The organism is Allokutzneria sp. A3M-2-11 16 (assembly GCF_024213555.1).
In the GTDB taxonomy this organism is placed as follows: domain Bacteria; phylum Actinomycetota; class Actinomycetes; order Mycobacteriales; family Pseudonocardiaceae; genus Allokutzneria.
In genome coordinates this window covers 439114-454130 of record NZ_JANAVO010000004.1, presented here as the reverse complement: position 1 = coordinate 454130, position 15017 = coordinate 439114, and the positions used below count along the sequence as shown (strand labels likewise).

Genomic DNA, 15017 nt, shown 5'->3' with positions numbered 1-15017 from the left:
TGGGTTAGGTGGGGGGTTCGGGGATGCGGGCCAGGACCAACGCGAAGATGAGCAGGCCCGCGCCCTGGGCCAGGGTGAGGAGTTGGGGGCCGATGGCGTCGCCGAAGGCGCCGAAGGCTAGGAATGCGACGGGGAACGTGGAGCTGATGGCGGCCTGGAGTGCCGCGAAGAAGCGGCCCTTCACCTCGTTCGGGACGGCTACCTGGAACAACGCGGTGAACTTCACGTTCGACACGCCCAGGCAGAGTCCGGCCAGCGCGAGCACCACGGCGTAGATCACCGTGTTCGTCACCAAGCCCGGGATCGCGAGGAAGACACCGAACGCGGCGATGCACAGTGCCCCGAAGCGCACGGTGCGGCCCGCGGTCGGGATGTTCGCCGCGCTGAAGGCACCGAGCAGCAATCCGAGCCACAGCGCGGCTTCCAGGATCGCGAGCGTCCCGGCTTCCTGCTCCAGCACGAGCTTCGTGTACAGCGGCAGCACCAGCAGCGTCGGCGCGGAGAAGAAGTTCGCGGCGGCGAAGCACACGAGCAGCGGGCGCACGGAAGGCATGGAGCCCAGGAACTTCCACGTGCTCTTGTGCTCTTGCGGAGGAGCTTCCCCAGGGGGCGGAGGAGAAACGGGCAGCGGCGTGAAGCGCGCGAAGTACAGGCACACCGCGGCCACCGCGTAGCTCGCCGCGTTGATCATGACCGCGCCGGTGAAGCCGACCGTGGCGAGCAGCACCGCGCCGAAGGCGGCACCAGCGAAGTTCGCCACCGACTGCGTCGACGTGCCGAAGCCGACCGCGCGCTCGACGTCCTTGCCCTCCACCAACTCCGGCATCGCCTTGAGCAGGCACGGGTCGAAGAACGCCTGGCACACCGCGAGGATCAGCGCGACCACGTACACCGACCACACCGGAACCGCGTCCTGCCAAGCGAAAACGGCCAGCACGGTGACCACGGCGCACGCGATCAGCTCCGCGCGGAGCATCACCCTGCGGCTGGGCACGCGGTCGATCAGCCCGCCGATGTGGCGCATCAGGAGCAACGGCGGCAGCGCGCCCATCACCAGGAACGCGCCGGAGGCGATGCCGCGGACGTTCTCCGGCAGCTGGCCGAGCAACCACCACAGCAACGCGATCTGGTAGACCCGCGTGCCGCCCTGGCTGAGCACCTGGCCGATCCAGACCAGCGCGAAGTTCTTGTTGCGCAACAAAAGCGGGCGCTGCCGCGTAGGAGTGCTCATGCGCCACGCTCGTCGATCAGCCGCACGAGCTTGCCGGTGCGGGGGTTGGTGGTCAGCCCGGTGGTGCCGACCCATTCGATGGCCAACGGCTGGATCAGCCCGCGCGCCACGTGGTCGGCGAACATCGGCCGGGTCTCGTCCAGCCGCGCCGCGATGGCCCTCGACAGTTCGGACGGGTCCGTCACGTCCCCGGCAAGGCGCAGCACGAGCTGGTCCTTGGCCTCGCGGCGGCGCAGCACGACCTGTCCACCGGTGATCCCCTGTCCACCAGCGGCATTCCGCACGATTTCCAGGAGATCATCGAGATACAGGGTCACCGGGCCGACGCGGGCGCCCTCGCCGGAACGGCCGAGCAGACGGAAGGTCCTCGCGTCGAAGTCCACCCACTCGGCGCGGTCACCGACCGGGTAGCGCAGCACCGGCTGGAGCGTCCGAACCAGGTCGGTGACGACGATGCGGCCCGCGCGGCCGGACTCGGTGATGGGATTTCCGTTGTCCTCGTCCAGGATCTCCATGATCCGGCCGGGGTAGACCTGGTGCACGCGGGCGTCGTCCTCGCCGTGCACGGGCGCGCCGATGATGCCGCCGTCCACGCTGGCGTAGCCGATGGAGCGCACGGACGCGTTGGGGAACGCCGACGCCAGCAGCTCGCGTTGATCACCGTAGAACGCCTCACCGCTGAACAGCACCAGGCGGATCAGCGGCAGCGAGCCGACGGTGTCCCGCACGTGCTGGGCGAGCTGGCAGAGCGACGTGGGCGGCGCGGTGAGCACCGTGGCGTCGAACTCCAGCAGCGCGCTGGTGACGAACTCCAGCGTCGCGGAGCCTGCGATCGGCAGCTGCACGGTGTCCACCGGCGCGTCCTGCAACGCGTTGAGGGTGAAGATGAAGCTGGAGTACAGCTCCCCGGCGTAGAACAGGTTCGCGACGCGGTCGCCCTCGCGCAGCCCGGCGGCGACGAGCCCCTTGGAGAAGGTCTCACTCATCTCCCGCCACTCGGCCCGCGTGTAGACCGATACCTTCGGCGCGCTCGTGGTGCCACCGCTCTTGAAGATGATCCCGCCGATGTGCTCACCGGTGCGCAGCTTGTTGTCCAGCAACGTGTTCGCCGCCCAGTACGCGCCGTGCTCCACCACGGGGAGGTCTTCGAGCGCGGGCGCGTCCGGCAGGTCCTTGTACAGCTCCCCGTAGAACGGCGAGCTGTCCCGGACGAGTTTGACGAGTTGATCAAGCACCGTTGCGCTCCCGGTTGTCCACGACGGCAACAAGTTTCCCGCTGTTGGTGGTGCGCTTGAACTCCTCGGCGGGGGCGAGTTCGATGTGCAGGGACACCAGCTGGTCCCGCACCGCGGTGGTCTCCAGGTCGGGGTAGCGCTGGACGAACTCCGCCCACACCTCCTCGGTGTCGGACGGGGCGCGGTCGCGGTCTAGGCGGATGGTCAGCCGCTCCTGGTCGCCGATCTCGTCCAGCACGATCTGGAGGTCACCGGCGTAGTCGAACGCCTCGCCCGCCGCCGAGACGAACCTGCGGTAGTTGAGGAAGTGCCCGCCGCTGCGGAACACATCACCGACCCTGCCGAGCAGCTCGAAACGCGGAGTCCTTCTGCCACAAGGACATTCCTCGTCCAGCCAGCGCCCGAGGTCGCCGATCTCGTAGCGGTCCAGCCGCTGCCCGCGCCGGGTGTGCGCGGTGAAGACGAGGCGTCCGGTCTCGCCGGGGCCGACCGGGCGGTCCTCCTCCTGGTCCAGGATCTCCAGCGTCTGGATACCGGCGAAGAGGTGGTGCACCCGCGACGGCGACTCCAGGCACTGGTAGCCCAGCGGCCCGCCGTCGACGCTTCCGTAGGCGGCGGAGCGGATCAGCTCTACGCCGAATTCCTGGGTCAGCCAACGCTTCTGCTGCTCGCTGAAGTGCTCGCCGCCGTAGAAGACCTTGCGGATGCCGCGGTAGGCGCGAAGCGTGTCTCCGGCCTCGTCGAACAACCGCAACAGGTAGCTCGGCATCCCGAGCACGGTGTCCACCTTGTTGTCCACAATGGACTGAGCGACCATCTCGTGCTCGTTCTGCTGGCCCGCCATCGGGTACTGCACGGCCTCAAGCCGCTCCAGCACCGAGAAGAAGCTCGGGAAACCGCCGTAGAGCTGACCGCCGAAGAACAGGTTCATCGTGCGGTCGGTGCGCGGGTCGAACCCGGCCGCGATCATGCCCTCGGCGCCGTGGCGCATGTGCTCGTCGTAGTCGGCCCAGCTGAACGCGGACAGCTTCGGAGCGCCCGTGGTGCCACCGCTGCGGAAGAACACCTCGGCGCGGCTGAGGTCGTCCTGGAGTTCGTCGAACCGCGCCTTCGTGGTGACCGGCACAGTGGGCGGCGGCAACTTCCGCGCACTCACCAGGTCGTCCAGGCACGCGTCGCGGTCAAAACGCTCGTCCAGCTGCACATCGACGCGGCGGCTGTAGCGCTGCAACGCGTAGACACCGTCGTGCGGCTCGCCGTCGTAGCTGCCGAGCATCGCACCGGGCACGGTCACGCGCTGCACGCCCGCCGCGATGAGGCTGCGGGTCAGTGCCGCGGTGTCCTGCCGGTTCGCGCCGAGGCCGACCGTCTGGAGATAGCGCCGCATCGGCCGCAGAACCGCGGAGATCTCCTTGCGCGCCAAGGACTTCACCCAGACCGTGCGGTAGAGCGGCGAGGCCCGGAGCGCGGAGCGGGTGTCGGCGAGCACGCGCCACGAGTCGGTCTTGTGGACCTTGGTGAGGCCGAGGTGCTGCTCCAGCTCCGTGACGAGCACGGTGTTGGTGATCTCGGCCCATTCCGGGGCGCTCGGCTCGCGGCACTCGACGGTGGCGACCACATCGTCCAGCACAGCGGCGAAGCGCTCGGCGAACGCGAAGACCTCAGCGTCGTCGGTGTCCAGGTAGATCACCTGCGGACTCGAACACGCCTGCTGGTCCATGGCGCAAACATCGGCGGCCACCGCGCGCAGGGTCTCCGTGTTCGACCAGGAATCGCTTGTCAGGTAAGCGAAAGAGAGCTTCGGGCCCCAGTCCACCAGTCGGCATCCCGGGCGCAGCACGGACGCGACGCCTGCCAGGGCCTCCTCGCCGCCCCACGCGGCGACGGCGTCGGCGGGGGCGCACATCCGCTCCAGCCACTCGCGGCGGCTGGAGGAGTAGTGCAGCACGATCACCCGCTCGGCGATCTGCCCGGTCGGGTCGGCCTCGGCCAGCGCGGACAGCAGCTCGGCGGTGAACCGCGAGTCGTCGCCGCTGGTCTTGACCACGTTGAGGTTGCCGGAGAGCAGCCCCTCCAGGCAGCTCAGCGCACCCGCGGCGGGCGCGTTGCCCGGGGCGATGTGCGCGAGCAGGCCGACCGGCACCCACGCCTCGAAGACCTGCTTGCGGAAGTCGAAGCGCGCCAAGCGGTTCGGGTCGACGCTGCCCAGCTCGCGGACGACCTTCTTCTCGATGGTCGGCCGGGCCAGCGCCCCGCACAGCCCGCCGAGGGTCTGCTCGATCTCCTCCGCGGGCACGTTCCAGTCCACCAGACGCTGCGCGAGCCGTTGGCGCACCGGGCTTTCCGCGTCGGCGAGGTGCTTGACCACGCGCTCCGCCGCGGCCATCACGATCAGCGGGCTCAGCGGCTCCTGGCCGAGCACGGCCTGGGTCGCTTCCTCCAAAGTGGACAGTCTGCGGTCGGCCTCGGCGTCGTCGACCCACTCGCCCTGCCAGTAATGTTGGTTCACGACTTGTCCTTCAGGAGTTCGGCGGCGGCGATGGCGCAGCTCTTGTTGCGGCTCAGCCCGGCGCGGCCGCGGATCTCGAACCACGGCGTGTCCAGGCCGCAACCGCACTCCGCCGGGGTGTGCAGCGTCGCGAGGTCGCCCATGAGCACGCTCTGCGCGGGCGCCGAGGTGATGAACGGCGAGACGAACTGGAGGTAGCCGGGCTCGCCGAACGGAATCGGCTCCAGCGTGCGCACGTCGCGGATCAGCACGCGCGACCACACGGGCACGTGCATGTTGTGCCGCGCGCACTCGATGTAGGGCACGGAGTGCTCGACCGAGCCGAAGCCGTCGCGAATGCGCTCGTCCGGGATGCCGAGCTGATCGGTGATCTTCGCGTACAGCTCGCGCTTGCTGATCTGCTTGTCCGCGTTGCCCTTCCACCCGCCGCCGAAGAGCACGAGCGAGTCGTCGGAGAGGTTCACCGGCGGCAGGCCGAGCGAGCGCATCCGGTCAAGGGTGAAGGACAGGAACGCGGGGAAGCCGAAGATCCGCACCGGCACGCCGTCCTCGGCCGAGCGCAGAAGTGCCCGCACAGCGCCGAAAGCGTCGAACTCGTGGCCGTTCCCGGTGCTGGGCAGCCCGTACTCCACCCGCCGCACCGGTGCGAAGTCGCACAGGTAGTGGTCGGTGAACGACGCGCCGAGGTTCACCCCCGGCTTGGGCTGGTAGGTGTAGATCAGGTAGTCCACCGGGCGGCTCGGGTCGATCCAGCCGTAGTGCTCGAAGATCCGCGCCACCATGCGCTGCCCGGAGCGCAACGTCCAGTCGTCGAAGAACATCTGCGACTTCTGCCCGGTGGTGCCCGAGGAGGTCACGTGCAGCTTGACGTCCTCGCGCGGGATCGAGACGACCTCGTGCATCTTGAAGAAGTTCGCGTGCACGAAGGGCTGCCGCGCAATGTCCTCAATGGACTCCAGCGGTTCCCCCGCGCCCCAGAGGTTCGCGAAGAACGGCGAGCGCTCGGCGTGCCACCGGTTCGACTCGTTCATCGCGGCGACGAACAACGCGTCGGCGCCCGGGCCGACGTCGTAGGGCTCCGCGAGATCGCACAGCCGTTGGACCTCGGCGAGGGCCGAGGGGTCCGGCACCGTGACCGGGCCGAGGTAACTGCTCACCGGAACACCCCGATCGTGTTGAGGTACTTCTGCTTCCAGAGGTCGATGTACTGCTCGACGAACGGCCGGAACGCCGCGTCGATCGCGAGTCCGCGGAAGTCCAGCGGCTGCATCGTCCGCGCCATCACCACGTAGTCGCGGAACAGGTCGCCGTCCCTGCGCATCGCCGGGTAGACGGCCGCGGGGAGGAACCCGTGCGCGAGCAACGAGGACAGCTCGTCGAAGGCGTGCAGCGGGACCAGGGTCTCGACGTAGAACGCGCCGAAGTTGCCGAGCTGGCTGATCAGCTGGTCCATGTGCGGGTCGACGGCCATCGGGTTGGGCGCGGCGCCGATCAGCGTGCAGTAGCCGTCGCTGATGCTCAGGTGCGTGTACACCTCGTACGAGCCGTCGGAGGCCGCGAGCAGCATGTTCGGCTTGTGGAACGGGTAGAACGCCCGGTCCGGCTCGACCACCTCGGCGAAGCGGCGCAGCACGAACTCCGGCGCGTTGATCAGCTCGACGCCCACCGAGGGCCCCTGCTCCGCGGGAGCTTCGTTCTCGGGGACCACTTCCGGCTGCATCGGCATGCCCGCGACCGTGTTGAGCGCCGCGACGATCGGGCCGATGGCGGCCGGGACGCGTTCGACCGGGTGCCGCCGCTCGATCACGCCCTCGCGGTGCCGGGCGAGCAGGACCATCGTCTCGTGCTTGGCGGCCTTGCGGAGGTTGGGGAAGATCCCCAGCGCGCGGAAACCGCTGCGCAGGCAGACCCGCTGCGGTGCCGTCGACGTGGTGCGCGCCGTGCCGTAGACCGAGTCGATGCGGCCGTCCGCGAGCATCTCGTCGCTCATCGAGCTGACCGCCTGCTGGGCGAGGCCGCCGCCGCGGCACGCCGGGTCCACCACCAGGCCCTGCATCTTGCCGAGCCGGTCGGCCGGATCGACGTTGCCGACGATCGAGGCGACCAGTCCGCCGCCCGCCTCGCGGGCGACCATCCAGGTGGTCAGGTCCGAGGTGATCTCCCGGGCCATGACGGCGGGCTCGGTGCCGAGGGGCAGCGCGTAGGCGGCGCCGTAGACCCGTCGGTAGAGCCGCAGCAGCTCGTCGATGTCCTCGACGCGGGCACGGTCGAAAACGGGGGTCAACGCGTCTCCTTCGGGCAGCACTCGAATCCTGCTCGGGCGCACACGAACAGGACGGATAGGACGTGGATAGGGGTTCGGTCGGCGGACCGAAGGCGTCTCACATCCTAACGCCCGAAACCTCAGAAAAATATTCTATATAGTCTTGACCTGGGGAGATGTCCGCTCGCGGCGACCATCCTCACATCCGGTAACGGGCAGTCCTTATTCAGGTAATAGGCCGTTCGTGTCGATCTTGCCGGGGGTTGGAATTCCCGGTCTGGAATCTGAACAAACCGGGATCGGTCGAGTCCAGAGGGTGTCCTACTATCGACCCGGGTGGCTTACTCCGATCGCAGCAGTCGCGCACGGGTCGGCGCCGCCCGGTCGGCCGACCGTGGCGTCGCTGACCCGGAAACGCGAAAAGGGACGCCCGCGGTGGCGGGCGTCCCTTTCATCGTGCCTCGGTCAGCAGGCTACGACCTTCTCGATAAAGCCGATGCCCGTAAAGTACTTGCGCTTCTGGCCGGGCGAGTAGGTCTCGCACTTGGTGTCGGTCCCGCTGTCGACGATGCCTTTCAGGCGCTTCGTCGTCTTGCACTTGTTGGTGATCGAACCCCAGCCGACCCAGGTGGCGAACTTCGCGCAGCTGACGTGCTCGGCGGCCAGCGCCGGGGTCGCGGTGACCACGGGCACCGCGGCGATCAGTGCGAGCCCCAGGAGGCTTCCCAGCACTCTTCCGCTCACTGTCTTCACTTTTGCTCTCCTGTGCGCTTGAAGGGTAAGCGGGCACAGGATAAGCCGATTCCATTGTTTTCACATTTCCGATTCGGAGGAAGGCGAAGCATTCATGCTTTTGTGTCGGGGTGCCGAATTGGTTATGTGGCGTGTCCCTGTTCGCCGGGTTCAGGACAGGCAGCCGCGCAGCACGTCCACCAGTGGCCCCGTGCACTCGTCGGCGAAGCCGCGGACCGGCATGTGGTTGGTGACGAACGCGAAGGTCAGCTCGGCGGCCGGATCGGCGAAGGCCAGCGAGCCGCCGAGCCCGTCGTGCCCGAACGTTGTGTCGCTGACTTGGAAACCCAGGCTGTAAGCGGTTTCCTGCAACAGGACCAGGTCGTGGCCGGACGCGTGCGGGCGCGCGAGGAGGTCGATCGTGGCGGGGGAGAGCCGGTCTAGGAACGCCGCGTACAGGCCCGCGAGGCCCTTCGCGGACGCGACGCCGCCGATCGAGAGCACCTCGGCCGCGCGCAGCCTCCGCTCGTTGCCGACGCGGGCGCCGAAGTCCGCGCTGTAGGCCTGCCGCGTCAGCGTGTCCCGGGTCAGCAGCGCGCGCACCACCGGGCTCTTCGGATCGAAACCGATGGGGGTGAACAGGGGGACCAGGCGCGGCTCCACCGACTCCGGCAGGCCGAACCACACGTCGAGCTCGGGGAACTCGGTCGCCAGCCAGTCGCCGACGGTGCCACCGGTGATCCGCCGGAACAGCTCACCGACGAGGGGGCCGAAGGTCAGCGCGTGGTAGCCGTGCGCGGTTCCGGGCTCCCACAGGGGTTCCTGGGCGGCCAGCCGTTTGGCGAGGCCGTCGTGCTCGATCACGTCGTCCAGCCCGAACCCACCGTCCACTGAGGACAGACCGGCCTGGTGGGAGAGCAGCAGCCGCACCGTGACGCCCGCCTTGCCGCCCTCGGCGAACTCCGGCCAGTACTCCGCGACCGGGGCCTCCGGGTCGAGCCTGCCGTCATCGATCAGCGCCGCCATCGCCAGCGCCGCGATCCCCTTGGAGGAGGACCAGATCAGCTGCACGCTGTCCGAGCGGTAGTCCGGGCCGCCGTGCAGGTGCGCGACGAGCCTGCCGCGGTGGTGGACGGCCAGGGCCCCGCTCCACCCGGGCCGGGCGCCGAGCAGGTCGTCGAAGGCGTCGCGCAGCGGTCGCAGCTCCGGAATGATCACGACTCGCCACCCATCCCGAGCACCTTCGCGCAGCGCCGCGCCGCCTCGGGGTCACCGGTGATCGTCAGGCGCCCCTCGGCCTGGGCGTCGCGGGCGGTGTACTTGTCCGATCCCAGGCGCACGAAGGTCTTCGCGTCGGTGGTCATGGTCATCGCGGGCTGATCGGCCGGACCGCGCCGCGCCCGCGCCACACCGCCGGAGACCTTCAGGTGGAAGATCTCGTCGTCGATGTGGAACTCGTAGCTCTCCGCCAACCCCGGCACCCGCGAGGCGTCGGCCGCCGCGCCGAGCCCGCCCAGCGCCCAGTGCGCGCGGCAGATCGAGTCCTCGTCCGGCTCGTCCATCCCGGCGAGGCCCCACCGGGTCAGCTCCCGCACGGCGCCCATGAGCCCCCTGCCGCGTTCGGTCAGGGTGTAGACCTGCTCGTCCTTCGTCACGATCCCCAAGTGGGACAACGACTTCAGCCGCTCGGCGAGCAGGTTGGTGCCCATGCCCGGCAGATCGGCGAGCAGCTCGCCGTAGCGGCGGGGGCCGATGAGCAGCTCCCGCACGACCAACAGCGTCCACCGCTCGCCCACCGCGTCCAACGCGGCCGCGAGTCCGCAGTACTGCCGGTAACTCCGCACCCGCCGAGCTTACTTTCCCGCACGCGATCACTCCGCCACGCAGGCTGGGAGGTCTTCAAGTACCACGAACCCCCCTCCCAGCGGTCGCTAACCGCTGCTAACCCCCGAACCCGGGCGCGGGGGTTAGCAGCGGTTTGAGACGTTTTCAGCGGGGGTCGGTGGTACTTGAAGACGCCCCAACCCGGCTGGGACCGTCAGGCGGGATCGTCAGGCCAGGCCGAGGAAGAGCGCACCGCCGACCAGGCCGAGCAACGTGCCCGCGAGCACCTGCGCCAGGTCGTGGTCCTCCACCCGCACCCGCGACCAGCCGACGAGCGCCACCAGCAGCCACAACCAGTGCCAAGCCAGCCCGTAGAGCACCGCCGTGACCAGCGCCGCGGCCGACGCCACCGCGGCGTGGATGCTGATCTTCCACTTGAAGCCGAAGGTCACGCCGACCGTCACCAGCAGTAAGACCAGCTCCGCGACGCCGAGCGCCCGCATGCTCGCGGGCGCGTCCAGGACCGCCATCAGCGCGGTCACCACGACCACCGAGCTGCCGCAGATGATCAACGGTGTCTTGCGGCCCTCCCGGTTGCGCACGTGGTGGCCCTCCCACCGCCCGCGCAGCGCCCCGCCCATGATCAGCACCCACGGGATGAAGCTGGAGAACACCGCGAGCACCGCGGCCCACCACAGTGCCTCGCCCTGCCGGTCCTGGGTGGCCGCGGCCACCGCGAAGGGCAGCGCGATCAGCACGACGTACGGGGAAAGCACCTCGGTGGCCGCCTTGGCGAGCCATCGGCCGGGACCCTCGGTCCGGGAAACGCTGGTGTCGCTCACGCCGACCCCCCGTTCTCCAGACGATCTTCCTCTCGTAGTACCAGGGGAAATCGGCCGGTGCGGCGCGACGTGGTGATCTTTACCCAAGCGTGCCCAGGCGCCCGATGGCGGCCAGCAGCGTCTCCTCCCGCTTCGGGAAGGCGAAGCGGACCAGGTCACCGCCCTTGGCGGGCTCGGCGTAGAACGAGGAGCCGGGCACGGTCGCCACCCCCACCTCGGTGATCAGCCTGCGGGCGAACGCCACATCGTCCTTCGCCGGGTCGAACTTCCCGGTCCCGCAGAGGACGTAGTAGGCGCCGTCCGGCACGCGCAGCTCGAAACCGAGGTCGGCCAGCACCGGGCACAGCAGGTCACGCAGCCTCCGGTAGTGCTCGGCCAGGTCGGTGTAGTAGCTGCGGGGCAGCCGCATCGCGGTCACCCCGGCGGCCTGCAACGGGGTCGGCGCGCCCACCGTGAGGAAGTCGTGCACGGTGCGGATCGCCTTGGTGGCCCAGGCGGGCGCGATCGTCCAGCCGACCCGCCAGCCGGTGACCGCGTAGGTCTTGGACAGGCTGTTGATCGTGACCGTGCGGTCCTCGAGGCCGGGCACGGTGGCGGGCGGGACGTGGCCGCCCTCGCCGAGGTAGTGGATGTGCTCGTAGATCTCGTCGGTGAAGCACAGCACGTCGTGCCGCTGGCACAGCTCCGCGATCAGCGCCAGCTCCTCGGCGGAGAACACCTTGCCGGTGGGGTTGTGCGGCGTGTTCACCACGATCGCCCTGGTGCGGTCGCTGAACGCGGCGCGCAGCTCGGCCTCGTCGATCGTCCACTCCGGACGGTGCAACGGCACGAACACCGGCTTCGCCCCGGCGAAGATCGCGTCCGGCCCGTAGTTCTCGTACCGCGGCTCGAACATGATCACCTCGTCGCCCGGTTCGAGCAGGGCGAGCATGGTGGCCACCATCGCCTCGGTCGCGCCGCAGGTCACGCACAGCTCGGTCTCCGGATCGACCCGCCAGCCGGGGTAGGCCGCCTCGGTCTTGACCGCGATGGCCTCGCGCAGCGCCGCCTCGCCGAAGGTGGTCGGGTACTGGTTCAGGTCGGCGTTCACCGCGTCGGCCACGGCGCGCTTGAGCTCCGGCGGGCAGGGGAAGTCCGGCAGCCCCTGCGAGAGGTTGACCGCGCCGTGCGCGTCCGCCTCCCTGGTCATCTCCCTGATCACCGACTCGGTGAACGAGGCGACCTTGCTGCTGATGCGGGGGATCATCGGGGCTCTCCTGTCAGGCGGGCTTGCCATTCCGCGAGTTTCTCGGTGTCGGTCGGCGGGGTGGCGACGCTGACCGCCACGTAGGTCACCAGGCTGATCGGCAGGCCCCACAGGATCGGCTCGTTGGCAAGCATGCCGTGGGTGAACATCAGCACCACCACGGTGATCCCGCCCGCGACGATCGAGGCGAGCGCGCCCTGCCGGGTCCCGCGCCGCCACACCAGCCCGCCGAGGATCGGCACCAGCAGTCCGCCGACGAGCAGGTTGTAGGCCACGGTCAGCGCGCCCACCACGTCCTGGAGCATCGAGGCGATCGCGATGCCCGCGATGCCGAGCACCAGCGTGAAGATCCGTGCCGTGCGGACCTCGTCGCGGATCTCCGATCGGCGCAGGCGCGGCCAGATGTCGTTGCTGGCCACCGTCGCGCACGCGATCAGCGCTCCGCTCGCGGTGGACATGACCGCCGCGAGGGCCGCCGCGAGCACGAGTCCGCGCAACCCGGTCGGCAGCGCGTCGGTGACGATGGTGGCGAAAGCGTCGTCGGGCGAGGCGAGGTTCGGGAACAGCGCCTTCGTCGACATGCCCACCACCGCGCCCGCGAACGCGTAGACCAGGCAGTACAGCCCGGAGAACGTGCCGCCGACCGTGGCCACCTTGTCATCGCGCGCGGTGAACACGCGCTGCCAGATGTCCTGGCCGATCAACAGCCCGAAGAAGTAGACGAGGACGTAGGTCAGGATCGTCTCCGCGCCGATGTGCCACAACGAGAAGTAGTCGGCGGGCAGCGCGGCGGCGAGCCCGTCGAAACCGCCCGCCTTCGCGACCGCGACTGGCAGCAGCACGAACAGGATGCCGACCGTCTTCACCACGAACTGCACCATGTCGGTGAGGGTGATCGACCACATCCCGCCGAGCACGGAGTAGAGCACCACGATGCCGCCGCCGAGGACCACCGAGGACACCCGGCCCATCCCGAACAGCACGCCGAAGATCGTCGAGCAGGCGATCGTCGAGGTCACCATCAGCATCAGCGCGTAGATCCACATCACCACACCGGAGATCGCGGCCGCGCCGCCGCCGTAGCGCAGCTGGAGCATCTCCGACACCGTGTAGACCTTCAGCCGGGTGATCCGCCGCGCGAACAGCAGGCTCAGCCCGAGCACGCCGAGGCCGATCGTCAGCACCAGCCACGCGCCGGAGATCCCGTAGAGGTAGCCGAGCCGGACCCCGCCAACGGTGGACGCGCCGCCGAGCACGACCGCGGACATCGTGCCGGAGTACATGGTGGTGCCGAGGCGCCGCCCCGCGACCAGGAACTCGCTCTTCGTGCCTGCGCGGCGGGCGGCCCACCAGCCGACCGCGACCATGGCGAGCAGGTAGCTCACCATCACCAGGGAGTCGATGGGCATCTTGCCTCCATTGCCGGGGGTTAGCGCGACCGTAGGGAATCGCTGAGCCACATCGAAGTGGACAACTCGCACAATCGCGGCCTTCACATAGGATGTTTTGTCCAGCGGTTGTGTACCCAATGTGGCATTTGTTTCGCCAGACGTAACGAATGCCGCATTGGGTACACAACGCTGGGGAGGGAGGGGTGGGGCGTGGAGATGCCGACGGTGGCGTTGAGCGATCTGGTCGCGCGCGCCGATCTCGGGTTGACGGTGTTGGTGGGGCCGGTCGAAGGGCGGTGCGTTCGGTGGGTGCACGTCAGTGAGTTGCGGGACCCGGGGCGCTACCTGATCGGCAACGAGCTGCTCTTCACCGCCGGTGTCGATTTCCCTTCCAAGGCAAAGGAAATCGATGTCTACGTCCGGCGGCTGGCAGAGGCGGGGGCCGCAGCGCTCGGCTTCGGGGTGACCCCGGTTCACGACACGGTGCCGCCGCTGCTGATCTCCGCGTGCGAACGGCACGGCCTGCCGCTGCTGCTGGTGTCCATCGAGGTCACGTTCCTGCGGATCGGCCAGGAAGTGTCGCTGATGCTCGCGGAGGCGGAGCGCGCGGGCATGCGCAGGCTGTCCACGGCGCAGGCCGCGCTGACGAAGGCCGCGGCGAGCGAAGGTGCCGCGGCGGTGGTGCGTCGCCTGGCGAGCCTGCTCTCCGGCTGGACCGTGCTGTTCGACCCGTCCGGCCGCCGCGTCGCGTCCGGCGGTGCCGCGCCGCCCGATGATGTTCTTCGTCTCGCTGAACGCGTTCGCGCACCGAAAGGCCCTTCTGCGGCCACGGCGCACCAGGGTTCGCGCCAGCTTGTCGCGCATGCTTTGCGCGGAGCCGGTTCCGGTCCACGATCCGTGCTCGTCGCCGGAGATTCCTTCCAGCCCGCCGACCGCGCTGTGCTCAGCGTCGGCGTCGCTCTGCTGTCGCTGCTGGTCGCGTCCACCAGGTCGTCGCCGGACCTCACGGCAGGGCTGCTCGGGTTGGCGGTGGAGGGCGTGGATTCGGCTGCACTGTTGGAAAAAGCCCTGGAGGCTCCGTCGAACACGCGGTGGCGAGTCGTTCGCGCGCGCCGTGTCCAGAAGAGCGCGCACGCGTTCGACACACCGCTCGTGGCTCCGGTCGCGGACGGGGTTCTCGTTGTCCTGCCGGAAGATCGGCCGCATGCGCCGAGGGGCTGGCTGGTCGGCGCCAGCGGTCCGGTTCCGTTGGGAGAGCTGCGTTCCGCTGCTGTACGCGCTTCGCGGCTGTTCGCGGAGGCAGTGATCGAAGGCCGTTCCCGCGTCGATGACTCCACTGTGGACTCATTGGTGTCCGGCGAGGACGCTCGGGCATTCGCGCGGCGTATCCTGCAACCGGTCGCGGAGGCGGGGTTGCTCGACACGCTCCACGCGTGGCTGGCCCACCACGGCGGGTGGGACGCCGCCGCCGAGGCCCTGGGCGTGCACCGCAACACCGTCCGGCACCGCGTCACCCGAATCGGGGAGCTGCTCGGGCGGGATCTCGCCACCCCCGACACCCGCGCTGAGCTGTGGCTGGCCCTGCGCTGGCGGCGCGAGTAGCACCTGGGCATTCGCCCGAGAAGCCTGCTGCGCGCGGCGGACCGTGAAAAGATCATCTCCGCTCGCGTCGCACAGGGGAGAGAGTCGAGATGCCCGGATCACCGCCTCCCGCCACCTGGGGCTTGCCACCCCGTCAACCCGG

Annotated in this window: 12 protein-coding genes; 1 reads left to right on the top strand and 11 read right to left on the bottom strand. The window is 69.3% G+C overall.

Annotation, left to right across the window (positions count from 1 at the left end; genetic code table 11):
- Positions 1-4: 4 nt before the first annotated feature.
- The 11 genes from NLX83_RS26010 to NLX83_RS25960 form a co-directional block, all read right to left on the bottom strand.
- Positions 5-1231, bottom strand: a complete 1227-nt coding sequence (locus tag NLX83_RS26010) for an MFS transporter (protein WP_254237784.1) — start codon at positions 1229-1231, stop codon at positions 5-7.
- Positions 1228-2466, bottom strand: a complete 1239-nt coding sequence (locus tag NLX83_RS26005) for a phenylacetate--CoA ligase family protein (protein ID WP_254237783.1) — start codon at positions 2464-2466, stop codon at positions 1228-1230. The genes NLX83_RS26010 and NLX83_RS26005 overlap by 4 nt, the downstream gene beginning before the upstream one ends.
- On the bottom strand, positions 2459-4975 hold the full coding sequence (locus NLX83_RS26000) for an acyl-CoA reductase (protein ID WP_254237782.1): 2517 nt from the start codon (positions 4973-4975) through the stop codon (positions 2459-2461). Before NLX83_RS26000 ends, NLX83_RS26005 begins: the two co-directional genes overlap by 8 nt.
- Entirely contained in the window at positions 4972-6132 is a 1161-nt protein-coding gene (locus NLX83_RS25995) for a LuxE/PaaK family acyltransferase (protein ID WP_254237781.1), read from the bottom strand. The genes NLX83_RS26000 and NLX83_RS25995 overlap by 4 nt, the downstream gene beginning before the upstream one ends.
- The gene (locus NLX83_RS25990; RefSeq protein ID WP_254237780.1) at positions 6129-7259 is read right to left on the bottom strand and encodes a GNAT family N-acetyltransferase; all 1131 of its coding nucleotides are present in this window, start codon (positions 7257-7259) and stop codon (positions 6129-6131) included. The genes NLX83_RS25995 and NLX83_RS25990 overlap by 4 nt, the downstream gene beginning before the upstream one ends.
- Positions 7260-7703: 444 nt before the next feature.
- Complete coding sequence (locus NLX83_RS25985; RefSeq protein WP_254237779.1) at positions 7704-7991, bottom strand: hypothetical protein; 288 nt, start codon at positions 7989-7991, stop codon at positions 7704-7706.
- A 150-nt stretch (positions 7992-8141) separates the two neighbouring features.
- Entirely contained in the window at positions 8142-9188 is a 1047-nt protein-coding gene (locus NLX83_RS25980) for a serine hydrolase domain-containing protein (protein ID WP_254237778.1), read from the bottom strand.
- Positions 9185-9814, bottom strand: a complete 630-nt coding sequence (locus NLX83_RS25975) for a winged helix-turn-helix transcriptional regulator (protein ID WP_254237777.1) — start codon at positions 9812-9814, stop codon at positions 9185-9187. The genes NLX83_RS25980 and NLX83_RS25975 overlap by 4 nt, the downstream gene beginning before the upstream one ends.
- A 207-nt stretch (positions 9815-10021) precedes the next feature.
- The gene (locus NLX83_RS41990) at positions 10022-10636 is read right to left on the bottom strand and encodes a phosphatase PAP2 family protein (protein WP_254237776.1); all 615 of its coding nucleotides are present in this window, start codon (positions 10634-10636) and stop codon (positions 10022-10024) included.
- Positions 10637-10715: 79 nt separating this feature from the next.
- The gene (locus tag NLX83_RS25965) at positions 10716-11882 is read right to left on the bottom strand and encodes a pyridoxal phosphate-dependent aminotransferase (protein WP_254237775.1); all 1167 of its coding nucleotides are present in this window, start codon (positions 11880-11882) and stop codon (positions 10716-10718) included.
- Positions 11879-13291 carry a sodium:solute symporter gene (locus NLX83_RS25960; protein WP_254237774.1) on the bottom strand — a complete coding sequence of 471 codons (1413 nt, stop codon included), beginning with the start codon at positions 13289-13291 and terminating at the stop codon, positions 11879-11881. Before NLX83_RS25960 ends, NLX83_RS25965 begins: the two co-directional genes overlap by 4 nt.
- Positions 13292-13489: 198 nt before the next feature.
- On the opposite strand from NLX83_RS25960, the gene NLX83_RS25955 reads away from it, so the two are divergent.
- Positions 13490-14875, top strand: a complete 1386-nt coding sequence (locus tag NLX83_RS25955; RefSeq protein WP_254237849.1) for a helix-turn-helix domain-containing protein — start codon at positions 13490-13492, stop codon at positions 14873-14875.
- The last annotated feature ends 142 nt before the right edge of the window (positions 14876-15017 follow it).